Origin of the sequence: Bradyrhizobium sp. WU425 (assembly GCF_021052305.1) — a bacterium.
Classification (GTDB): domain Bacteria; phylum Pseudomonadota; class Alphaproteobacteria; order Rhizobiales; family Xanthobacteraceae; genus Bradyrhizobium; species Bradyrhizobium canariense_D.
On the sequence record NZ_CP088089.1, the window covers coordinates 292,221 to 312,423 of the forward strand.

The 20,203-nt window shown below is 63.9% G+C and carries 21 protein-coding genes and 1 tRNA gene; 12 read left to right on the forward strand and 10 right to left on the reverse strand.

The features are described from left to right. Window positions 1-32 precede the first annotated feature (32 nt). The 6 genes from BcanWU425_RS01375 (at window position 33) to BcanWU425_RS01400 (ending at window position 6,491) form a co-directional block, all read left to right on the forward strand. Window positions 33-1,400 carry a cytochrome P450 gene (locus tag BcanWU425_RS01375; protein ID WP_018459738.1) on the forward strand — a complete coding sequence of 456 codons (1,368 nt, stop codon included), beginning with the start codon at window positions 33-35 and terminating at the stop codon, window positions 1,398-1,400. Between the two features lie 50 nt (window positions 1,401-1,450). Beyond that, window positions 1,451-2,860: an adenylate/guanylate cyclase domain-containing protein gene (locus tag BcanWU425_RS01380; protein ID WP_204512894.1), complete on the forward strand. Its 1,410-nt coding sequence runs from the start codon at window positions 1,451-1,453 to the stop codon at window positions 2,858-2,860. Between the two features lie 287 nt (window positions 2,861-3,147). Then, on the forward strand, window positions 3,148-3,636 hold the full coding sequence (locus BcanWU425_RS01385) for a tellurite resistance TerB family protein (RefSeq protein WP_204512893.1): 489 nt from the start codon (window positions 3,148-3,150) through the stop codon (window positions 3,634-3,636). 231 nt (window positions 3,637-3,867) lie between these two features. Beyond that, window positions 3,868-4,647, forward strand: coding sequence for an SDR family NAD(P)-dependent oxidoreductase (locus tag BcanWU425_RS01390; RefSeq protein WP_026233870.1), 780 nt, complete (start codon window positions 3,868-3,870; stop codon window positions 4,645-4,647). A 127-nt stretch (window positions 4,648-4,774) separates the two neighbouring features. Continuing rightward, window positions 4,775-5,569 carry a glutamine amidotransferase gene (locus BcanWU425_RS01395; RefSeq protein WP_026233871.1) on the forward strand — a complete coding sequence of 265 codons (795 nt, stop codon included), beginning with the start codon at window positions 4,775-4,777 and terminating at the stop codon, window positions 5,567-5,569. A 109-nt stretch (window positions 5,570-5,678) separates the two neighbouring features. Continuing rightward, window positions 5,679-6,491 carry an enoyl-CoA hydratase gene (locus tag BcanWU425_RS01400; RefSeq protein ID WP_204512892.1) on the forward strand — a complete coding sequence of 271 codons (813 nt, stop codon included), beginning with the start codon at window positions 5,679-5,681 and terminating at the stop codon, window positions 6,489-6,491. A 108-nt stretch (window positions 6,492-6,599) separates the two neighbouring features. Here BcanWU425_RS01400 and BcanWU425_RS01405 read toward each other — a convergent pair. Beyond that, window positions 6,600-6,675: transfer RNA gene (locus tag BcanWU425_RS01405), tRNA-Ala, on the reverse strand. Window positions 6,676-6,879: 204 nt separating this feature from the next. Between BcanWU425_RS01405 and BcanWU425_RS01410 the strand changes: the two genes are divergently transcribed. The 3 genes from BcanWU425_RS01410 to BcanWU425_RS01420 are packed head-to-tail and all read left to right on the forward strand — an operon-like array spanning window position 6,880 to window position 8,430. Beyond that, window positions 6,880-7,170: a YggT family protein gene (locus tag BcanWU425_RS01410; protein ID WP_007598721.1), complete on the forward strand. Its 291-nt coding sequence runs from the start codon at window positions 6,880-6,882 to the stop codon at window positions 7,168-7,170. Window positions 7,171-7,190: 20 nt separating this feature from the next. Then, window positions 7,191-7,535 carry a DUF167 domain-containing protein gene (locus BcanWU425_RS01415; RefSeq protein WP_018459744.1) on the forward strand — a complete coding sequence of 115 codons (345 nt, stop codon included), beginning with the start codon at window positions 7,191-7,193 and terminating at the stop codon, window positions 7,533-7,535. Between the two features lie 10 nt (window positions 7,536-7,545). Then, complete coding sequence (locus tag BcanWU425_RS01420; protein WP_204512891.1) at window positions 7,546-8,430, forward strand: bifunctional methylenetetrahydrofolate dehydrogenase/methenyltetrahydrofolate cyclohydrolase; 885 nt, start codon at window positions 7,546-7,548, stop codon at window positions 8,428-8,430. A gap of 37 nt (window positions 8,431-8,467) precedes the next feature. On the opposite strand, the gene ppa is transcribed toward BcanWU425_RS01420, so the two are convergent. Continuing rightward, on the reverse strand, window positions 8,468-9,004 hold the full coding sequence (gene ppa, locus BcanWU425_RS01425; protein WP_007604168.1) for an inorganic diphosphatase: 537 nt from the start codon (window positions 9,002-9,004) through the stop codon (window positions 8,468-8,470). Between the two features lie 175 nt (window positions 9,005-9,179). Next, on the reverse strand, window positions 9,180-9,689 hold the full coding sequence (locus BcanWU425_RS01430) for a GNAT family N-acetyltransferase (protein ID WP_007598725.1): 510 nt from the start codon (window positions 9,687-9,689) through the stop codon (window positions 9,180-9,182). Window positions 9,690-9,951: 262 nt separating this feature from the next. Here BcanWU425_RS01430 and BcanWU425_RS01435 point away from each other — a divergent pair, with 262 nt between their 5' ends. Both BcanWU425_RS01435 and BcanWU425_RS01440 read left to right on the forward strand, forming a co-directional pair. Beyond that, window positions 9,952-10,842, forward strand: coding sequence for a dienelactone hydrolase family protein (locus tag BcanWU425_RS01435; protein ID WP_204512890.1), 891 nt, complete (start codon window positions 9,952-9,954; stop codon window positions 10,840-10,842). 43 nt (window positions 10,843-10,885) lie between these two features. After that, entirely contained in the window at window positions 10,886-11,293 is a 408-nt protein-coding gene (locus BcanWU425_RS01440) for a thiol-disulfide oxidoreductase DCC family protein (protein WP_085348521.1), read from the forward strand. Window positions 11,294-11,381: 88 nt separating this feature from the next. Here BcanWU425_RS01440 and BcanWU425_RS01445 read toward each other — a convergent pair whose 3' ends face one another. From BcanWU425_RS01445 to BcanWU425_RS01470, 6 genes are all read right to left on the reverse strand, one after another. Next, entirely contained in the window at window positions 11,382-12,626 is a 1,245-nt protein-coding gene (locus tag BcanWU425_RS01445; RefSeq protein ID WP_204514028.1) for a flavin monoamine oxidase family protein, read from the reverse strand. A gap of 125 nt (window positions 12,627-12,751) precedes the next feature. Then, window positions 12,752-14,578 carry a translational GTPase TypA gene (typA, locus tag BcanWU425_RS01450; RefSeq protein WP_085348520.1) on the reverse strand — a complete coding sequence of 609 codons (1,827 nt, stop codon included), beginning with the start codon at window positions 14,576-14,578 and terminating at the stop codon, window positions 12,752-12,754. 256 nt (window positions 14,579-14,834) lie between these two features. Further along, window positions 14,835-15,104 (reverse strand): hypothetical protein, encoded by a 270-nt coding sequence (locus BcanWU425_RS01455; protein ID WP_018459752.1) that lies wholly within the window; start codon window positions 15,102-15,104, stop codon window positions 14,835-14,837. Next, entirely contained in the window at window positions 15,101-16,531 is a 1,431-nt protein-coding gene (locus BcanWU425_RS01460) for a radical SAM protein (RefSeq protein WP_204512889.1), read from the reverse strand. The genes BcanWU425_RS01455 and BcanWU425_RS01460 overlap by 4 nt, the downstream gene beginning before the upstream one ends. Further along, window positions 16,512-17,228 carry a prolipoprotein diacylglyceryl transferase gene (locus BcanWU425_RS01465; protein ID WP_204512888.1) on the reverse strand — a complete coding sequence of 239 codons (717 nt, stop codon included), beginning with the start codon at window positions 17,226-17,228 and terminating at the stop codon, window positions 16,512-16,514. The genes BcanWU425_RS01460 and BcanWU425_RS01465 overlap by 20 nt, the downstream gene beginning before the upstream one ends. 78 nt (window positions 17,229-17,306) lie before the next feature. Further along, on the reverse strand, window positions 17,307-18,071 hold the full coding sequence (locus BcanWU425_RS01470; RefSeq protein WP_018459755.1) for a Crp/Fnr family transcriptional regulator: 765 nt from the start codon (window positions 18,069-18,071) through the stop codon (window positions 17,307-17,309). 155 nt (window positions 18,072-18,226) lie between these two features. On the opposite strand from BcanWU425_RS01470, the gene BcanWU425_RS01475 reads away from it, so the two are divergent. Continuing rightward, window positions 18,227-18,628: a response regulator gene (locus BcanWU425_RS01475; RefSeq protein WP_085359643.1), complete on the forward strand. Its 402-nt coding sequence runs from the start codon at window positions 18,227-18,229 to the stop codon at window positions 18,626-18,628. A 10-nt stretch (window positions 18,629-18,638) separates the two neighbouring features. Here the strand turns inward: BcanWU425_RS01475 and BcanWU425_RS01480 are convergent, their stop codons facing one another. Continuing rightward, on the reverse strand, window positions 18,639-20,180 hold the full coding sequence (locus BcanWU425_RS01480; RefSeq protein ID WP_204512887.1) for an alkaline phosphatase D family protein: 1,542 nt from the start codon (window positions 20,178-20,180) through the stop codon (window positions 18,639-18,641). Window positions 20,181-20,203: the final 23 nt, after the last annotated feature.

The following is a 20,203-nucleotide window of genomic DNA, read 5'->3' on the forward strand; positions in this document are numbered from 1 at the left end:
AACTGCCTGCGCCACCCCTCCGGGAGAGAGCCATGAACATCGCCAGCGTGCGTCGGCCCATCGTCCCTCCGACGCCGCCGCGAGCGCCCGACGACATGTCGTTCCTCGGCCGGCTTGCCGTGATCAAGCGGAATATGATCGCGACCTGGGGGCAGCGCGCCTATGAGGAAGACGTCATTGAAGGCCGCTTCTTCTTCCGCAACAGCTTCATCCTGAACCGGCCGGATGCGATCCGGCATGTCCTGCTCAGCAATTACGAGAATTATTCGCGTACTCCGGCGGGCATCCGCATGCTTCGTCCCGTGCTCGGCGACGGTCTTCTGATTGCGGAGGGCCATTCGTGGACGTTTCAGCGCCGCACCCTCGCGCCGGCGTTCACGCCGCGTGCGACAGCAAATCTCGTTCCGCACATGACGGCGGTGCTCGACGAGACCATCGCAAAGCTCGACGGGCGAACGAGCGAGCCGGTCGATCTGCGCGAGATCATGCAGCGCATGACGCTGGAGATCGCCGGCCGCACCATGTTCTCGTTCGGCATGGACCGGCATGGTCTGACCTTGCGCAACTTCGTCATGGAGTATGGAGCCCGACTCGGACGGCCGTACTTGCTCGACATGGTGCTGCCGCTGTCCTGGCCGAGTCCGATGGATTTTGCCCGCGCCCGTTTCCGCAAGCGCTGGACCGAATTCGTCGCGATGCTGATCGCCGAGCGGCGTGAGATGGGCAAGAAAGACGGCGCGCCGCCGCGCGATCTTTTCGATCTCATGGACGAGGCGCGTGACCCTGAAACCGGCAAGGGCTTTTCGGACGAACAACTGGTCGACGAAGTCGCGACTATGATCCTCGCGGGTCACGAGACCACGGCGACCGCGCTGTTCTGGGCGCTCTATCTGCTCGCGCTCGATCCCGATACGCAGGAGGAGATCGCCTCCGAGACCCGCGGCGAGCACCTCGACAGCATGGCCGACATCGATCGGCAGAAGTTCACCCGCGCCGTGATCGAGGAGACCATGCGGCTTTATCCGCCGGCCTTCCTGATCGCCCGGGCCGCGCGCGAGAAGGACAACGCGGCCGGCGTCGCCATCGGCAAGGGCGACATCATCATGATCGCACCGTGGCTGCTGCACCGGCACGAGAAGCTGTGGGATCAGCCGAACGCGTTCATTCCAAAACGCTTCATGTCCACGGAAGCGCCCGATCGATTCGCGTATCTGCCCTTTGGCGCGGGTCCGCGCGTCTGCGTCGGCGCCCCCTTCGCGCAAGCCGAATCCGTGCTGGCGCTGGCCCGGCTGATCGGTGCGTTCCGTGTCGAGCTTGCCGATACCAGCCCTGTCATTCCGCTCGGCGTCGTCACGACCCAGCCGGACCGGTCGCCGCTGTTCCGCATCACGCGTCGGTGACAGGCGTTCGCCTGGCCGACGGCGTGATCCACTCCAGATAGAGTTGCGCCATGAGCGATATCCAGGCCCAGTTTTCCGTTCTGAAGCAGACCGCCGATGCGAAAGTGGTCGACGCGATCGCGCGCCTCATCGAGGACGGCGAAGATCACGAGCTCAACCGCGTCAATGTACTCGATTTCGCGAAGCAGCACGGTCTCGATGAAGAGCACGCGATCTCGGCATTCCTGCATTCGGCGCGGCTCGGCCTGTTCGATCTGGGCTGGAATGTGCTGTGCCCGGGCTGCGGCGGCGTGTTGGGTGCGCACTCGACCCTGAAGGCGCTCAAGCCAGACGATTATCATTGTGCGCTGTGCGCCTGCGGCTACAAGGCCTCCGTCGATGATCAGGTCGAAGTCTCCTTCACCGTCAATTCACGTGTCCGGCGCATTGCGGCGCATGATCCCGATACGCTTCCGGTGTGGGAGTACTTCAAGCAGGTGTTCTGGAGTTCCGGCGTCGACTTCAACAAGGAATCGTTTGCGACGCTCGCCAACGAGGTGACGCTGGACACGATGGAGCTCCCGGCCGGCGAGAAGGCGACCATGTCGCTGCAACTGCCGGACGATTTCATCATCATCTTCGAACCGGTGACGCACGCGGCGCATTTCATCGACGTGCAGGGCGAGCCCACCAAGGACCGTCAGCAGCTCGCCATCATGTACAACAGGGTGCAGGCGCCGACGGGAACCACGACCATGCGGCCGGGCCCGCTGCGGCTGTCGCTGGAGAACCAGGCCGGCGTACGCGTGCTGCCGTCGGTGTTCATCGCGGCCGAGGCGCTCCATCACCTCATCGGCAAGCGCAAGCCGTTCCTGACCGCCAAGCGGATGCTGTCGAACCAGACGTTTCGTGATGTGTTCAAGGCGGACAATCTCAGTCTCGACCAGCGGCTCCAGATCACCTCGCTGACCTTCCTGTTCACCGATCTGAAGGGATCGACCGCGCTCTATGAGCGCGTCGGCGATCTTGCCGCCTTCGACCTCGTGCGCGCGCATTTCCATGCGCTGCTCGAGATCATCTCCTCCGAGAAAGGCGCGGTGGTGAAGACCATCGGCGACGCCGTGATGGCGACCTTCGTCCGTCCCGAGCATGCGATCGCAGCGGGTTTGCGGATGCGCGCGGCGATGGACGAGCTCAACAAAAAGCGCGGTACTGCCGATCTCATCGTCAAGATCGGCATCCACGAAGGTCCGTGCCTCGCGGTGATGCTGAACGAGCGGCAGGATTATTTCGGCCAGACCGTCAACATCGCCGCCCGCGTGCAGAGCCTCTCGACCGCGCAGGAGATTCACATCACCGGCCCGGTGCTGGATGCGCCGGCGGTTGCCGAAGTCCTCAAGCAGCGCGAAATCAGGCCGATCCAGAAGCAGGCCGCACTGCGCGGCATCGCCGACAAGATGGTGGTGTACGAGATACCGTGACTGGTGTCGTCCCGGCGAAGGCCGGGACCATACCGCGTGATTTCCGAAACAGGCTGGATGGTCGTTGCCAAAGCCTTCGCCAAACCGCAGCCTGTGGTTATGGGTCCCGGCCTTCGCCGGGACCACATGTGCGCACTTGCCTTGCCCTACTCCAAAATCACAGACTCAGATTGCCGAAACGTAATGCGACGCGCGGAACTGACGCACGTTGCGCCGGTTGAATTTCCTACTCATATAATGCTGGTAGCGGTCGCGCTCCGCGGCTTCATCGATTTCGGTAGGATCTTATGCTCGACGGCCTGCGCCAATTCATCGCCGACATTGTTGCTCCCCATGCCCAGGACCGTGCTTTCGGTGACAGTGATTACCGGCTGGCGGCGACCGCGCTGCTGGTTCACGTGATCTCGCTGGACGGCCAGCCGACGGCTGCCGAGCAGCGCAAATTGCACAGCCTGATCGAAAGCCACTTTGGGCTCGATCGCGGCACCGCGGATCGTCTGATCGCGGATGCGACGGAGGTCGAGGGCGAGGCGGTCGACCTCTATCACTTCACCAGCATCATGATGCGCTCGCTCGACGAAGAGGGCCGCAAGCGGGTCGTCCAGATGATGTGGGAGCTGGTCTATGCCGATGGCCAGGTTACCGAGTTCGAGGATAATGTGGTCTGGCGTGCCTCCGACCTGCTCGGGATTTCGCAACGCGACCGGATCGACCTGAAGCACGCGGTCGCAGATCGTGCCGGTGGTCAGGTCAAGAACAGCGCGGTCGGTGGGTGATCATTGCCAATACCGCCAATTGGCGGTTGTGCGGACCACATGACGAAACTTTAATGTAGCCTCGGGGCTGCCCGGGTTCCGGTTTTCCCCTGTAAAAACGGGGTTTTCCTGCTTCCCCCGTTTCCCGCTCAGGTGGCTATGCGGTGGACGCCGCTTGCCTGTCGCGCACGGCCTATGCTCTCGTTCCAGCATTGCGGCGCCAAAAAAACTTCAATTCAAGAGATCTTGATCGTGACTGAGCGGGTAACGTTGATCACCGGTGCCTCGGCGGGCATCGGCACGGAGCTAGCGCGTGTGTTCGCCGCGAACGGACACCGTCTTGCGCTGACGGCGCGACGCGCGGACCGGCTCGAGGCGCTCGCAAACGAGCTCGCTGCCAAGGGTGGCAAAAAGCCGATCGTGATCGCCTGCGATCTTGAGGATGCGGATGCCGGCGAGAAGATCGCCGCCGCACTCGCTGCCGAAGGCGTCGAGCTCGATCATCTCGTCAACAATGCCGGCTTCGGCGTGTTCGGCGACGCAATTGAGCGCGACCGCGTCGAGCAGGTCGGCATAGTGGATGTCAATGTCCGGGCTCTGACGGATCTGTCGCTGCGCTTTGCCGATCAGCTGATCAGGAACAAGGGTGGCCTCCTCAACGTCGGATCGGTCGCCGGCTATCTGCCCGGCCCCGGCATGGCGGTCTATTACGCGTCCAAGGCCTATGTCATTTCCTTCACCGAGGCCTTGCGGGCGGAGCTTGCACCGCACGGCGTTCGCGTCACCGTACTTTGCCCGGGCCCGGTGCCCACCGAATTCCAGGCGCGCGCCGGCGTTGGGTCCGGACATGATACGGCCCTTCTCAATGTTCCTGCCGCTGAGGTCGCACGACAGGCCTATCGCGGCCTGATGGCCAACAAGCGGGCCGTGCTCCCCGGTCTGGGCATCAAGATTGTGCCATTCGCGCTGCGCTTCTTCCCGCGCGGCTTCATCCTGTCCGCCACCAGCCGGTTTCAGAGACAAAGACGCTAGAGGGAGCTCTCGGTCGGTCGTGGCCCGGAGCTTGCTTTCTATCGGGAGTGTGTGTGCGCAAACTCACACGAAATTAACGATCGCTTAGTTATGCTGGCGGTCAGAACCGATAGCAGTCGCAGAGACCATGTCGTTCCGGACGGACAGATTTGGTGGCGCAGATGTGGTGCCCTTCCCCAGAAGGACGCCTGATGTCGCCGCCTTCGAAACCCGGTTGCCGGTTCTGATCATCCTGCATCAGGAATCCTCGACGCCCGGCCGCGTCGGCAATGCGCTGCGCGCCCTTGGCCACCGCCTCGACATCCGCCGTCCCCGCCTCGGCGATCCGCTGCCTGAGACCCTCGACCAGCATGCCGGCGCTGTGGTCTTCGGCGGTCCCATGAGCGCCAATGATCCCGACGACTACATCCGCCGCGAGATCGACTGGATCGAAATTCCGCTCCGCGAACAGCGGCCGTTCCTCGGCATCTGCCTCGGCGCGCAGATGCTCGCGAAGCAGTTAGGGGCCCGCGTCGCGCCGCATGCCGATGCGCTGACCCAGATCGGCTACTACCCGATCCGCCCGACACCCGCGGGACACGGGCTCTGCCCGAATTGGCCGGCACGGGTCTATCACTGGCATCGCGAAGGCTTCGAGCTGCCGGTTGGCGCTGAACTGCTTGCCGAAGGCGATGATTTTCCGGTGCAGGCGTTCCGCACCGGCAACGCTTTCGGCGTGCAGTTTCATCCTGACGTGACCTACGCCATGATGCATTGCTGGACCACGCGCGGCTATGACGGTCTCAGCGCGCCCGGCGCGCGGCAGCGGCATCATCATTTCGCGGACCGTGCCGTCTACGATGCCGCGGAACGCGCCTGGCTTGATCAATTCATCGACGGCTGGCTGGCGCGTCGGCCGTTGCTGGCGCAAGCCGCCGAGTGATCGCGCCCTCCCAGGCCGTTGGCACAAGCCCTTGTCTCATCCCTTGATATGCTAGGCTCATGTCAACGAGCGCGCGCGAAACTGCGCCGGCAGACAAAGGGAGAGCACCATGGCTTACGAACACATTCTCTATGAGGTCAGCGACAAGGTCGCGACCATCACGCTCAACCGTCCCGATCGCATGAATGCGTGGACGCCGATCATGGAGCGCGACGTGCGCCATGCGATGGAAGCATCGAGCGCCGATGACAATGTCCGCGTCATCGTGATCACCGGCGCGGGCCGCGCCTTCTGCGCCGGTGCCGACATGGACGCATTGAAGGGGCTCGACCCCGATGATGTCAGGCGTGCGTCGAACCTGCCGCCCTTCGACATGAACCGGCGGCCGGACTGGCAGACGCGCTATGGCTTCTACCCGTCGATCGGAAAGCCTGTCATCGCCATGCTCAATGGAGCGACCGCCGGCATCGGCCTCGTCCACGCGCTCTATTGCGACCTGCGCTTTGCCGCCGACAACACCGTGTTCACCACCGCCTTCGCCCGGCGTGGTCTGATCGCCGAGCACGGCATCAGCTGGATGCTGCCGCGAATCGTCGGCCACGCCAACGCGATGGATCTGTTGCTCTCGGCGCGCCGCGTTTCGAGTGACGAGGCGCTGCGGATGGGGCTGGTGAATCGGCTCTGCTCGCCCGAGAAGCTGCGCGAGGAGACCTATGCCTATGCGCGCGACCTCGCCGATTTCGTCTCGCCGAGCGCGGTGGCCGTGATCAAGCGGCAGCTCTACGAGGTGCCGTTCCAGACGCTGGCGGAGGCGACGATCGAAGCCAATCGGGACATGATGGTGGCGCTGAACGGCAGCGATTTCCGGGAGGGAGTCGCGAGCTTCATGGAGAAGCGGCCGCCAAGGTTTACGGGGAAGTAGGGAAGCTTAAGGGGCAGTCCGTCTTCGTCCTGCGGGCTACGCCGGACACTACGCTTCGCCCCTCGAGCTCCGCGCGGCTGCGCCACGCGTAGCCCGAAGGGCGAAGCGTGGTGGAGCCAGGCGGGATCGAACCGCCGACCTCGTCATTGCGAACGACGCGCTCTCCCAGCTGAGCTATGGCCCCTTTTGTAGGCCGCTCTGGTCAATGCGGCCGACAACCGGGCGCCATTTAAGTCCCCGCCAAGGTCAAGTCAAGGACGGGTGTAACCCGGTTTTAGCCATCCCGGCACCGACTTCCCTTGTTTGGACCGGGGGGAACCGATATCTAGCAGCAGGCGTCAATCCCGACCGCAGCCAGAATTTTCAAAAGTCAGAGTCTTCAAAAGCCATGCGTGCCGTTCTCGACATCGTCATCATCGTGCTCGACCTCTACGTCTGGCTGCTGATCGCGTCCGCGATCCTGTCCTGGCTGATCGCCTTCAACGTCGTGAACACCCGCAACCAGTTCGTTTCGGCGGTGGCGGAGTTCCTGTACCGAATCACCGAGCCGGTCCTGGCTCCGATTCGCAATTTCCTGCCCAGCCTCGGCGGCCTCGACATCTCGCCGATCATCCTGATCCTGCTCATCATGTTCATCGAGCGGGTGATCCTGTATTACATCTACCCGAACGTGATCTAAGCAAGCTGGAGCGCCCTGGGTTGCCAAAGAACCTTGTCATCAAGGAACCTTGGCGTTACGGGGCCGCAGGTATCAGCATCGCGCTGCGGGTGACGCCGCGCGGCGTCCGCGACGACATCGACGGGATCGAGCAGCTCTCCGATGGCCGCAGCGTGCTCAAGGTGCGGGTGCGCGCTATCGCAGATGGCGGCGAGGCCAACAAGGCCGTTCTGGTGCTGCTGGCGAAATCGTTGGGCGTGCCCAAGGCCAGCGTCAAACTCCTGTCGGGAGCGACCTCGCGGCTGAAGCAGATCGCGGTCGACGGCGATCCGGCGCGGCTCGGCGAAGCCCTGCGCCAGCTCGCATCAGCCAAATCGACAGACTGAGGGAACTGACATGACCGCCAAGATCATCGACGGAAAAGTCATCGCCGCAGAACTTCGCGCCCGCGTCGCCGACGAGGTCGCACGCGTCAAGCGCGAGCACAATCTGGTTCCGGGCCTTGCGGTGGTCCTGGTCGGAAGCGACCCGGCGAGCGAGGTCTATGTCCGGTCGAAACACACCCAGACCCAGGCCGCTGGCATGGCCTCGTTCGAGCACAAGCTGCCGGCCGACGTCTCGCAAGCAGATCTCCTGGCGCAGGTCGCAAAACTCAACCGCGATCCCGCCGTGCACGGTATTCTGGTGCAACTACCGCTGCCCAAGGGCCTCAATACCGAGGCGGTCGTCAATGCCATCGACCCCGCCAAGGATGTCGACGGGCTGCATCCGAACAATGCCGGCCGCCTCGCCGGCGGTTTCGAGGCGCTGTCGCCCTGCACGCCGCTCGGCTGCATCATTTTGACCAAGAGCGTGCATGCTTCGCTTGAAGGCATGAACGCCATCGTCATCGGCCGCTCCAACCTCGTCGGCCGACCGCTGGTGCAGCTGTTGCTGAACGAGAACGCCACGGTGACCATCGCGCATTCGCGCTCGCGTGACCTGCCCGGGCTCGTGAGGCGCGCAGACCTCGTCTATGCCGCCGTCGGAAAGTGCGAGATGGTGCGCGGCGACTGGCTGAAGCCGGGGGCGACCGTGATCGACGTCGGCATCAACCGGATTCCGAGGGACGACGGCAAGACGCGTCTCGTCGGCGATGTTGCCTATCAGGAAGCGCTCGCCGTGGCTGGCGCCATCACGCCGGTACCGGGCGGCGTCGGTCAGATGACAGTCGCCTGCCTGCTCGTGAACACGTTGCGCGCGGCCTGCGCGATTGCAGGGCTGCCGAAGCCGGCGGTGTAGTTCACCTCGCCCCGCAAGCGGGGCGAGGGAGCAGAGCTCAGGCCTTCTTCTTTTTCTCGCGATCGATGCCTTCGAGGATCAGCTTGTGCGCATCTTCGGGGCCGCCCCAGCGCAGGATCTTCACCCACTTGCCGGGTTCGAGATCCTTGTAGTGCTCGAAGAAGTGCTGGATCTGCTGGAGCGTGATGTCCGGCAGGTCGGAATACGACTTCACCTTGTCATAGCGCTGCGTCAGCTTCGACGACGGCACCGCAAGAATCTTCTCGTCGCCGCCGGCTTCGTCTTCCATGAACAGCACGCCGACCGGGCGCACGCTCATGACCGCGCCGGGAATGATGGCGCGGGTGTTGATGATGAGGACGTCGCAGGGATCGCCGTCGTCGGACAGCGTGTGCGGAATGAAGCCGTAGTTCCCGGGGTAACGCATCGGCGTGTAGAGGAAGCGGTCAACCACCAGCGTGCCGGCTTCCTTGTCCATCTCGTACTTGATCGGTTCGCCGCCCACGGGGACTTCGATGATGACGTTGACGTCGTGAGGGACGTTTTTCCCGATCGAGACCGCATCGATACGCATTCAAGGCTCCGTTGTTGCCGAGGTTAAATCGCACCCGGCAGCGATTTTGGCGCTGTCATACGCGGGCTTGGCCCGCTGATCCATCGCGTTTTTGTGAAATAATGAATCCGGCGATCACCGGCTCAAGGCAGCGGTATCGACGGAAGGAAAACGCTGCCGGCGGGACTTCAGCAGCTCAATTGGTCCAAGCGAAGGCAACCTTGTCGAGCGACTTCGGCCCGAAACGCTCCGAGGACCGCGCCACCATGCGGCCGCCCAAGGCGCGGTAGAACTCGGTGGCCGGATCGTTGTCCGAGAGCGCCCACACCACCATGCTCTTCAGGCCGCTCTGCATCAGGTCGCGGCGGGCCGCGGTGAACAGGCGGCGACCAAAGCCCAGGCCCTGGAATTCGGGACGCAGATAGAGCTCGTAGACCTCACCGTCGAAATGCAGGCTGCGGGCGCGGTTGCGGCCGTAATTGGCGTAGCCTGCGATCTTGTCGCCGAACACCAGCACGCTGACGCGGCTGCCCTTGCGGATCGCGCTGTCCCACCATTGCGGACCGCGGCGGTTGATCAACTTCTCCAGTTCGGCGCCGGGAATGATGCCCTGATAGGCGGAGCGCCAGGCTTCGTCATGGGTGGACGCCACCGCAGTTGCATCTGCGGCTTTGGCCGGCCGGACCTCGATCAGGGTTGTGCTCATGGACGTGATCAAACCAAGTCGCCGCGCCGGCGGCAAGACCTATCGTTAATTATCGGTTAACGTGTGGACTTTCTGCATCAGTATTTGAACCATGTTGTACCGAAAAAAGACAAGACGCCGATTCGAATGGCACCGGGGTGCTCTGCGCCGGTGCAAAACTGCTTTGCGGCAACGAATGAACGGCAACGGCAACGCAGAAAGTCTGCCGATATTGATTCGTTCCTACTAGTCTAACTGTCGCTGTTCTCGCCTCCGGCAATTCATGCGGATCCCCAACATCCTCGTGCCTTTGGCTCTGCTGGCCTTGCTGGCTGCGCCGCCGGTGTGCGCTCAGGTCATTTTTGGTTCGTCCGGAGCGGAGGGCGATCCGTTTCGCCGCCAGCAATGGCGCGTGCCGTCGCCGGATACCGACATCGCCGCTCATGCCCTGCTGTTTCGCCCGCCGGGTGCCGGCCCGTTCCGGCTTGCGGTGATCGCGCATGCTTCGACGCAAAATGGCTTGCGGCGCGCGCAAACGCCACAGCCGGAATATCGCGCACTCACGGCATTCCTCATTGCGCGCGGCTTCGCCGTGCTGGTGCCGGAACGGCTCGGCCATGGTGCGACCGGTGGCCGCTATGTCGAGGACCAGGGCGGCTGCGACGAGGCGGACTACGCGCGCTCGGGCCGCGCAACGGCCGACGAAATCGCGCTCGCGCTGGACTATTTGCGAAAGCAGGATTTTATCCGCAAGGACGCCGCGATCGTGATCGGCCATTCCGCCGGCGGTTGGGGCGCGCTGGCGCTCGCGAATGCCGATCCGAAGGCGATCTCCGCCATCATCGCCATTGCGCCGGGCCGCGGCGGCCATGCCAATGACGAGCCGAACCGGATCTGCGCGCCGCATACGCTTCTCGCCGCGGCGGCTGAATTCGGCAAGGCCGCGCGCATCCCCATCACATGGCTCGTTGCCGCCAATGACAGCTACTTTGCACCGGCATTTTCGCTTGCGTTGGTCGATGCGTTTCGCGGCCGCGGTGGCAAGGTCGACTTCCGCACGACGCCGGCCGTCGGTAGCGAGGGCCACTGGATGATTGAGAGCGAGGCCGGTGTCAAAGCCGCGAGCGGCGAACTCGATCGTGCGCTGAAGCCGGCGGTTGGCAAAAAGCCATGACGCCGTATTTCCTGGTCACGCACCTGATATTGGACAATCGCTGATGCCAAAATGGCCTGACGACGACGTGATCCTGTTCGACGGCGTCTGCATTTTTTGCTCGCGCTGGGTGCGCTTCGTCGCCGCGCGCGACACGGGGAAGAGGTTTCGCTTCACGCCGATCCAGTCCGACTATGGCGCAAGGCTCGCGCGCACGTTCGGCATCGATCCCGCTGATCCCGACACCAATGCCGTCATTCACGGCGGCGAGGTGTTCATGAAGTCGGACGCTGCGCTGACGGTGCTGTCGCAGCTCCCCGGCTGGGGCTGGGTGCGTGCGTTGTTTGCCGTCCCGAAAGCGTTGCGCGACCCGGTGTATAGCCTCATTGCGCGCAACCGTTACCGCATATTTGGCAAGTACGATGCGTGCTTCGTGCCTGACGCCGATTTGCGAGCACGGGTGATCGAGTAATTCGTCATTGCGAGCGCAGCGAAGCGATCCGTGTCGCTGCGGAAAGATTCTGGATTGCTTCGCTGCGCTCGCAATGACGAGCGTGCGGTTACGGTTTGCCCAGAACGCCCAGCACTTCCCTCGCCGCCCGCTCCCCTGAGTCCCGCGCCCCATGCGCCGTCGAGAAAAAGTTCGGCGACGTCGCTTCTCCCGCAAAGAACAGCCGCCCATCGGTCGGTGCCGCCAGCACGGCGCGGTCACCGGCGTGGCCGGGCAGGGCGTGCGAGTAGGAGCCTCTCGCGAAGGGGTCGTGGGCCCAGCGCGACTCGTAGAGCGGCTTCAGCTTTCGCCTGATGTCGTTGCCGAGGAAGCCTGCGATCTCCTCGATGCTTTGGGCGGCAATGGCGCCGTCGCCCGCGTCTTCCAGTTCGCGTGCAAAGCTGCCGCCGAAAAAGCCTTCGATGCAGGGCTGGCCGAACGGGCGGATATGATAGGTGCCCATGTCAGTGCGCATCGTGGCGCCGCGCAAATTACCTTCCTTCGGGAAGGCTTCGGCATCGTCGAGCGCCAGCGTCACCTTGTCATCGACACCGAGCGGCAGGCCGGCCGCGGCGTCGACCTTGGCGGGGAGAGGTGGCGAGAAGCGGATCGCCTCATTGGCGATCAGATTGGTCGGCACGGTGACGATCACCTTGTCCGCGGTCAGCGTGCCCTGCGATGTCTCGATGCGGATGCGCTGGCCGGAATGATCGATCAGCGTGACGTTGCAGTTCAGCGCCACCAGGCAGGGCGCGCCATAGGCCGCGATCAGCGCGCCGTAGCCGCGGCGGACGCGCCAGTTGAGGTCGCTGTCCTCGTAGGCGTCCCAGTCCAGCGTCGACATGTCCTTCAGTTCGCAGCCGTTAATGTAGGTCGAGATCGCGTCGATCATGGGATTCCAGCGATTGCCGGGCTCCAGGCTGAAGCTCGCGGGGACATCCTGGCCCTTCTGGGCGGTCTCCCACAGCCGCTGATAGAAGGCGTCCATGGCGTGCATGAAATCATCGCGCTCGGCTTTCGGAAACGCGTCGCCATAGGCGCGCTCGAGCCAGGGCGGGAGGTCCTTGTTGACCTCGAAATCGAGCTGCTTTGCAATCGCGACGAAGGAGTTGTTGTCCGCCGAATGCAGCCAACCGCAGCCGACGTCGAAGGTGACTTCGGGCGAGGCCTGCACCGTCCAGGCCCGGCCACCGAGCCGGTTACGCGCCTCGAGCACGATCACGGAGAGGCCGGAGCCTGCCAGCGCATGCGCCGCGCCGAGGCCGGCGGCGCCCGCACCGATGATCGCGACGTCGACGGAGGAGGGGAGGGACATAGCGGTCAATTTCATCGTCATGCCCGGGCTTGTCCCGGGCATCCACGTCATTGACACCAGTATCGAAGACGTGGATGGCCGGGACAAGCCCGGCCATGACGCATTCGTCGTGTGTCCGAGTGGCCTTAAGCCACCGCTTCCTTGGATTTTTCCGCGCGCTTGCGCTCGTTCGGGTCGAGGTGCCGCTTGCGCAGGCGGATCGACTTCGGCGTGATCTCCACCAGCTCGTCGTCCTCGATATAGGCCAGCGCCTTTTCCAGCGTCATGCGGATCGGCGGGGTCAGGCGCACCGCTTCGTCCTTCGACGTGGTTCGGATGTTGGTGAGCTGCTTGCCCTTGAGCACGTTGATCTCGAGGTCGTTGTCGCGGGTATGCTCGCCGACGATCATGCCCTTGTAGACCTTCCAGCCCGGCTCGATCATCATCGGGCCGCGATCTTCCAGCTTGAACATGGCGTAAGCCACCGCTTCGCCCTGGTCGTTGGAGATCAGCACGCCGTTGCGGCGGCCCTGGATCTCGCCCTTGTACGGCGCGTAGCCGTGGAACAGACGGTTCATGATCGCGGTGCCGCGGGTATCGGTGAGCAGCTCGCCCTGGTAGCCGATCAGGCCGCGGGTCGGCGCGTAGAACACCAGCCGCAGACGGTTGCCGCCGGACGGCTTCATCTCGATCAGCTCGGACTTGCGCTCGCTCATCTTCTGCACGACGACACCGGAATGCTCCTCGTCGACGTCGATGACGACTTCCTCGATCGGCTCGAGGGTGGCGCCGGTGGCCTCGTCCTTCTGAAATACGACACGCGGACGCGACACCGAAAGCTCGAAGCCCTCGCGGCGCATGGTCTCGATCAGGATCGCGAGCTGCAATTCGCCACGGCCTGAAACTTCCATCGCGTCCTTGTCGGAGGCTTCGACGACCCGCAGCGCAACGTTGCCCTCGGACTCGCGCAGCAGGCGGTCGCGGATCATGCGGCTGGTGACCTTGTCGCCTTCGGTGCCGGCGAGCGGCGAGTTGTTGACGATGAAGGACATCGACACGGTCGGGGGGTCGATCGGCTGCGCCACCAGCGGGGTGTCGACCGACGGATCGCAGAAGGTGTCGGCGACGGTGCCCTTGGTCAGGCCGGCGATGGCGACGATGTCGCCTGCCTCGGCTTCGTCGAGAGGAGTGCGCTCGATGCCGCGGAAGGCGAGGATCTTGGTGATGCGGCCCTGCTCGATCATCTTGCCGTCGGCGCCCAGCACCTTCACGGCCTGGTTCGGCTTGATCGAGCCCGAGGAAATACGGCCGGTGATGATGCGGCCGAGATAGGGGTTGGCTTCCAGAATGGTGCCGATCATGCGGAACGGGCCTTCCTCGACGGTCGGCGGCGCGACATGGCGAACGATCAGGTCGAACAGCGGCTGCATGCCGGCTTCCTGCGACCCGTCCGGGCTCTCGGCCATCCAGCCTTGCTTGGCCGACCCGTAGAGGATCGGGAAGTCGAGCTGCTCCTCGCTGGCGTCGAGCGCCGCGAACAGGTCGAACACCTCGTTGATGACTTCGGTTGCCCGCGCGTCGGGACGGTCAACCTTGTTGATCACGACGATCGGCTTCAAACCGACCTTGAGCGCCTTGGAGACTACGAATTTGGTCTGCGGCAGCGGCCCCTCGGCGGCGTCGACCAGCACCAGCGCGCCGTCCACCATGTTGAGGATGCGCTCGACCTCGCCGCCGAAATCGGCGTGGCCTGGGGTGTCGACGATGTTGATGCGGGTGTCCTTCCACTGCACCGAGGCCGCCTTGGCCAGAATGGTGATGCCGCGCTCGCGCTCCAGATCGTTGGAGTCCATGGCGCGCTCAGTCACCTTCTGGTTCTCGCGATAGGTGCCGGATTGCTGGAGGAGGCGGTCGACCAGGGTCGTCTTGCCGTGGTCGACGTGGGCGATGATGGCGATGTTGCGAAGATTCATGAGTGGGCTTCTTTGCGGTCGGACAATGGGTTAAGCGCGATCTCGCCGGTCAGACCGGGACCTCTTCTCGAAACAACGCTTGAAGACTGGAAACGGGGCGCTTTCCGCCCAAAAGGGAAAGCCCGGCATATCGACCGGGCACCCTACGCGTTGCGGCGCAATATAGGCAAAAACCGCCAAAAAACAATGTGTTCTTTGGCCGTTGGTTGATTGAATTTTGTCCGGGAATTCCCGGGGGTTAGGCGAAAAGCCGGGCTCAGCCGCGCCGGCCCTTGATCGCGGCCCAGATCAGGGCGACCCCGCCCAGCCCCACGACCAGGCCTACGAACACCAGCGGTGCCACGTCGGAACCCATCCGGCCGCCCTCGATCACCGACATTCCGCCGAACAGCAATGCGCAGGCACCGGGTAGCAGCATGAGGATCCCGAAGATCGCCATGATCGCGGTCAGGCAGCCGCCGCGCTTGTTCGGCGGGGCAGGAGGCGGTCCCGGAGGGGCTGGCGGCGGCGTGTCGCTGATGCTCATGCCTGCAGGACTCCTGCGGTTGACTGCGCCGCCAGTTCGGCGCGGATGCCGTCGATCTTTCCGTTTCGGTAGAACAGATTGTAGGTGTCGAACGGGATGATCGCGCCGTTCTCGGTGACGAAATGGATGCAGCTGCGCTTGACGTTGCCGACGCAGAAATTGAAGCGATCGAGAAACTGCACGATGGTGACGCGGAATACGTTCTCGTACGTGATTCCCTGCGGCACCTCGAAGCTCGGCAGGCAGCACAGCAATTCGCAGACGCGCTCGCTCGTGTTCAGCGGTCCCGAGGACAGCGAGAACAGATCGATGAATTTCTCCCTCAGCGCCGGATGCTTCTCCGGGCTTATCGTATTGGGCAACAATGCGACGAGTTGCTCCTGCGGGATCAGCGAGGTCAGCGGCAGCACTTTCTTGCCGTTGCGCAGGCCGTAACCGATCGAGATGCTTTCGGGATTGCAGGGCAGCGGGATCATGTCCTTGTCGCCGAACACGCCGGTTTCGACCACGCGCTTGCGGATCTCCGACAGCATGATGCGATCGGTGTTCTTGTCGAAATTTTCGTTGCGGCCGGCGTCCTGCACCGGCTGCAGCGTGACGCCGCGAACGCACTTCCAGGTCAGCGCGTGGCGGACGATGTCGCCGATCTCGGCATCGTTGACACCGCGCTTGATGGTCGCCACCAGCGTGGTCGATACGCCGTAATGCTCGAGATTTTCCAGCGCCTGCTGACGGATCTTTCGCAAGTCCGCGCCGCGCAGATTGATCAGCGCGTCGCGTTCGAGCGAGTCGAACTGGAGATAGACCTCGAGCCCGCGCTTGTTCTCGGCGAGCCGCGCCACGAAATCCTTTTCGCGGGCGATACGCAGGCCGTTGGTGTTGATCATGACATGGCGGATCGGGCGGGCGCGCACCGCATCGAGGATCGCGAAGAAATCGGGATGCAGCGTCGGCTCCCCGCCGGAGATCTGCACCAAATCAGGCTCGCCTTCGCTCGCGACCAGCGCGTCCAGCATTCGCTCGATCTTGGCCAGCGGCGTGAAGCTGGTCCGCGCCGGCGAGGAATCGGCAAAGCACACCGGACAGGTCAGATTGCAATGCTCGGTGATCTCGATCAGCGCCAGGCAGGAATGCTGCTCGTGGTCGGGGCACATGCCGCAATCGTAGGGGCAGCCGAATTCGGTATGTCGCTGAAAGGCCAGCGGCCGGTCGCCCGGCTTGATGAAATCCTTGCAAAGGCGCCAATAGGCGGCGTCCGTCGACACAAGCGTGGACTGGACGCCATGCTCCTTGCAGCGCTTCTGGTACCAAACCTCGTTGTCGAGGATCTGGATCTTGGCCGGCACCAGCTTCAGGCAGGTCTCGCAGAGAGATTGGGTCTGGCCCCAGAAGATATAGGGGCGCGACTTACGCAACGGCGCGTTCATGCATGGGTCTCGCTTTGGGCGCCCTCGCCAGCATGACGACGGCGTAGAGCAGAATGGACAGGGACAGCAGGTGAAACAGCGTGAAGGGGCCGAGCAGCGTGCCGTAGGGCTTGAGGAATTCCCACAGGAAGCGCTGTGCGCCATAATAGACGAGGACGAGGTAGAAACCATTGGTGATCACAAACGCGCTCCGGTTCAAGACCGCCACCACGTAGAGCAGCGCGAACACCCCCATCGCGGCGCTTTCGTAGAGCTGCACGGGATGGCGCGGGATGCCGTCGCCGAAATCATGACCCCAGGGCCATGCCGTCGGCGTGCCGTAGGTGAAATCGTCGAGGCCCGCGAAATAGCAGCCGAGCCGGCCGATCGCGATGCCGAGCGCCAGCGGCAGCGCAAAACGGGCGCCGGTTCGGACCGTGATCCCTGCGGACCTTTTGTAGAGCTCGATCGCCGCGATGCCGCCGACCAGCGCTCCTTCCACGGAGCGCGCGATGCCGCTCTGGCCGGACAGCCACAGATTCGCGGAGCCGAACAGATAGGCGCCAAGGCCCGCACCGAACACCAAAGCGGCGAGGTAGGACCGCTCGAAGGATTGCGCCGGAAACCGCAAGCCCTGTCGCGACAGCCAGTAGAGCGCCACGGCCGCAGCCAGCCACGCCGCGATGTCGAAGAGAGTGTGAAGGAAAGCCCCGCTCATGCGGGGACATTACCCAGGTTCCCCCGCGGCGGGATAGTGCGGCCGCTTCTTATCCCCCAAGAGGAGCGAGTCAGGCGGCTAGCCGGCCTGCCTCTCCTCGGTCGGATAGACGCCGCGCAGCACCTCCTCGAAGTGCATCTTCACGGCCTCGTTGCACAGGCAGGAGCGCAGGCGCAGGCCCTCGCGGTTGCGGACCAGGATCGATCCGCGTCGCGTGTCGAGCACGCCCTCCGCCTTGAACGACTGGAGCACGCGGCTGGCATAGCTGCGGCCGACGCCGAGCAGTGTCGCGAGCTGCTCGTGCGTCAGAGGCACGCTGCTCTCGTCGCCGGTCCGCTCCATAGCGGCCAGCATCCATTTGGCGGTGCGCTGCTCGATCGAGTGAATGGCGTTGCAGGCGGTGGACTGGAAGATCTGAGCCAGCATGCAGTCGGCGTAACGAGCGAAGACATGGCGCAACGAGGGCGAGCGCTGCTTGGCGGCCTCCAGCTTGCTGACGTGAATTCGCGCAAACGGCCCGCCGAATTTCACGCAGATCCGGGTATAGGCCGGCAGATAACCCTCGCTGACGATGCCGCCCACCGCGCCTTCGCGGCCGACCAGGATGGTCTCGACATCGCGGCCGTCCTCATTGGGAACGAGGAAGGTTGCAAGCGACGGTCCGCAGGGGAAGTGTACGACCTGGACGTCGTCGCCGGGGTTGTAGAGCAGCTCATTCGCTGCGGCGCTTTCGAGCATGACATGCGGCGCAAGCAGGGCGAAGTCGGCCGGGCTCAAGCGCCGCAGCAGATTGTTGGTCGGCCGGCTATCGATCTCGGTGGCGTTGCTGGTCCGCGCGTCCATCCTAAACTCCCATCCGCCTCCACATTAGCGAGTTCCGACGAGGTCCTGTGTGCACAAGTAGACAGACCTAACAACTGTGATGTGGTGGTTTCGTTCCGGGAACCTCCGCGCCGGGTACAGGCGTCGTGACGCGGTATCCCAGTCAGAGAAACCTCATGCTCCAAGTTACGATGATGGCACCCGCCGTTTCCGATGATTCGAACTGTCCCGCCGATGTCCTCATCGTCGAGGACGATCCGATCATCGCGATCGACTTCGAGGATCGCCTGCTCGGATTTGGCGTGAAGAGCGTGCGCACGGTAGGTTCAGTCGCGCAGGCGCTGGCCGCAATCGCGGCGCACGCCCCCGAATTCGCCTTGCTCGACGTCGGTTTGAGTCGCGAGAACAGCTTTGCGGTCGCCGAACGGCTCGCGGCGCTGAAAATTCCCTTTGTGTTCGTCACCGGCTACGGCGCTGACGCGCGCATCCCGCCCGAATTCGCCGGCCAGCCGCGATTGCAGAAGCCGTGTTCGAGCGACGCGCTGGAGGCGGCGCTCCAGGTCCGCGCGGCGAACTAGCGATACGGCGTCAGGCCGGCTTCGGATCGAGTGTGGTCGACCACAGCGCGACGTCGGCGCGGTCGCGCAAGGTCACCGTCATCTGGCCGGAAGCGCCGTCGATCTTGACGTGACCGAAGAACTGCATGCCGGCGGATGGCGGCAGGTTCTGGTTGTCTTTCCCGGGCGCCTTGACGAAACGCACCTCCGGCCCAAACGTATTGTCGAGCGCGTTCGGGCCGAATGTGCCCGCGTGAAGCGGGCCCGACACGAACTCCCAGAACGGCTCGAAATCCTGGAATTGCGCCTTGTTCGGATCGTAATAATGCGCGGCCGCGTAATGCACGTCCGCCGTTAGCCACACGGTGTTGCTGACCGGCGCCATCTTGATGAAACGCAGGATGTCGGCGATCTCGAACTCGCGGCCGCGCACCGGGCCGTCGCCCTGCGCAATGGCTTCCGATCCCCCCTTCGGCGTGTCTGACACGACGAGGCTGAGCGGCATGTCGGAGGCGATCACTTTCCAGGTCGCGCGAGAATTCAACAGGCCGCGCTTGAGCCAGGCGATCTGGTCCGGGCCGAGGAAATAGCTGGCCGGGTCGTAAACGGTTTCGAGGTTGGGGCCGTTCGGGCCGCGATAGCTGCGCTCGTCGAGCACGAACACCTCGAGATGGGGACCATAGGAGATCTGGCGATAGACGCGGCCGGGCTCGACGATGCTCTCGCGCATCGGATACATCTCGTGGAAGGCACGGCTTGCGCGGGCCGCAAGCAGTGCGATGTCGCGCTCCTTGTAGGTCGCCGGCAGCTCCTTCGACAGCGACCAGTTGTTGGTCACCTCATGGTCGTCCCACTGCACGAAGATCGGCACTTCGGCATTGAAGGCGCGAAGATTGTCGTCGGTGAAATTGTATTTGTGCGCGGCGCGGTACTCGTCCAGCGTCTCGGCGACCTTGGCCTTCTCGGGAATCGTGACGTTCTTCCAGATCTTGCCGTCCGCGAGCTTCACCTCGGACTGGATAGGGCCGTCGGCATAGATGGTGTCACCGGAGTGCAGGAAGAAATCCGGACGGTGCTTGCGCATCGCCGAGAAGGTGAACATGCCGCCGTCATCAGGGTTGATGCCCCAGCCTTGTCCTGCGACGTCGCCGCCCCAGACGAAGCTGACGTCGCGACGGTCGGCGGGTGCGGTGCGGAAGCGGCCGGTCACCGGCTCGCCCTCCACCGCGGTGTGCGAAAGATCGCGGAAGCGGACGCGGTAAAAAATGTCCTGTCCGCCCGGCAGGTTTTCGATCAGCATCTTCGCGGTGAAGTCGCTGTCGGGCAGCGCCGCGATCGGCGGCAGCGCGCGGGCATCCCTGAACGACTCCGTCGTCGCCACCTCGACCAGCATCTGTGCGGGCCGGTCGGTGCGCGCCCAGACCACGCCGCTGTCGACGGTGACGTCGCCCGACTGCACGCCATGGGTCACCGCCGGCCGGTCGGCCGCGCGGGAGAGATGGGGCATTCCGACCGCGCCGAGCGCGCCGGCGCTGGTCGTCAGGAAACGGCGGCGGGAGAATTTGATGTTCATGAAGACGGTCTCGATATCGCGTG

Coding starts and splice junctions, on each gene's coding strand:
- BcanWU425_RS01375 (WP_018459738.1), top strand. CDS start 33: ATGAACATCGCCAGCGTGCGTCGGCCCATCGTCCCTCCGACGCCGCCG.
- BcanWU425_RS01380 (WP_204512894.1), top strand. CDS start 1,451: ATGAGCGATATCCAGGCCCAGTTTTCCGTTCTGAAGCAGACCGCCGAT.
- BcanWU425_RS01385 (WP_204512893.1), top strand. CDS start 3,148: ATGCTCGACGGCCTGCGCCAATTCATCGCCGACATTGTTGCTCCCCAT.
- BcanWU425_RS01395 (WP_026233871.1), top strand. CDS start 4,775: ATGTCGTTCCGGACGGACAGATTTGGTGGCGCAGATGTGGTGCCCTTC.
- BcanWU425_RS01400 (WP_204512892.1), top strand. CDS start 5,679: ATGGCTTACGAACACATTCTCTATGAGGTCAGCGACAAGGTCGCGACC.
- BcanWU425_RS01410 (WP_007598721.1), top strand. CDS start 6,880: ATGCGTGCCGTTCTCGACATCGTCATCATCGTGCTCGACCTCTACGTC.
- BcanWU425_RS01420 (WP_204512891.1), top strand. CDS start 7,546: ATGACCGCCAAGATCATCGACGGAAAAGTCATCGCCGCAGAACTTCGC.
- ppa (WP_007604168.1), bottom strand. CDS start 9,004: ATGCGTATCGATGCGGTCTCGATCGGGAAAAACGTCCCTCACGACGTC.
- BcanWU425_RS01430 (WP_007598725.1), bottom strand. CDS start 9,689: ATGAGCACAACCCTGATCGAGGTCCGGCCGGCCAAAGCCGCAGATGCA.
- BcanWU425_RS01435 (WP_204512890.1), top strand. CDS start 9,952: ATGCGGATCCCCAACATCCTCGTGCCTTTGGCTCTGCTGGCCTTGCTG.
- BcanWU425_RS01440 (WP_085348521.1), top strand. CDS start 10,886: ATGCCAAAATGGCCTGACGACGACGTGATCCTGTTCGACGGCGTCTGC.
- BcanWU425_RS01445 (WP_204514028.1), bottom strand. CDS start 12,626: ATGTCCCTCCCCTCCTCCGTCGACGTCGCGATCATCGGTGCGGGCGCC.
- typA (WP_085348520.1), bottom strand. CDS start 14,578: ATGAATCTTCGCAACATCGCCATCATCGCCCACGTCGACCACGGCAAG.
- BcanWU425_RS01455 (WP_018459752.1), bottom strand. CDS start 15,104: ATGAGCATCAGCGACACGCCGCCGCCAGCCCCTCCGGGACCGCCTCCT.
- BcanWU425_RS01460 (WP_204512889.1), bottom strand. CDS start 16,531: ATGAACGCGCCGTTGCGTAAGTCGCGCCCCTATATCTTCTGGGGCCAG.
- BcanWU425_RS01465 (WP_204512888.1), bottom strand. CDS start 17,228: ATGAGCGGGGCTTTCCTTCACACTCTCTTCGACATCGCGGCGTGGCTG.
- BcanWU425_RS01470 (WP_018459755.1), bottom strand. CDS start 18,071: ATGGACGCGCGGACCAGCAACGCCACCGAGATCGATAGCCGGCCGACC.
- BcanWU425_RS01475 (WP_085359643.1), top strand. CDS start 18,227: ATGCTCCAAGTTACGATGATGGCACCCGCCGTTTCCGATGATTCGAAC.
- BcanWU425_RS01480 (WP_204512887.1), bottom strand. CDS start 20,180: ATGAACATCAAATTCTCCCGCCGCCGTTTCCTGACGACCAGCGCCGGC.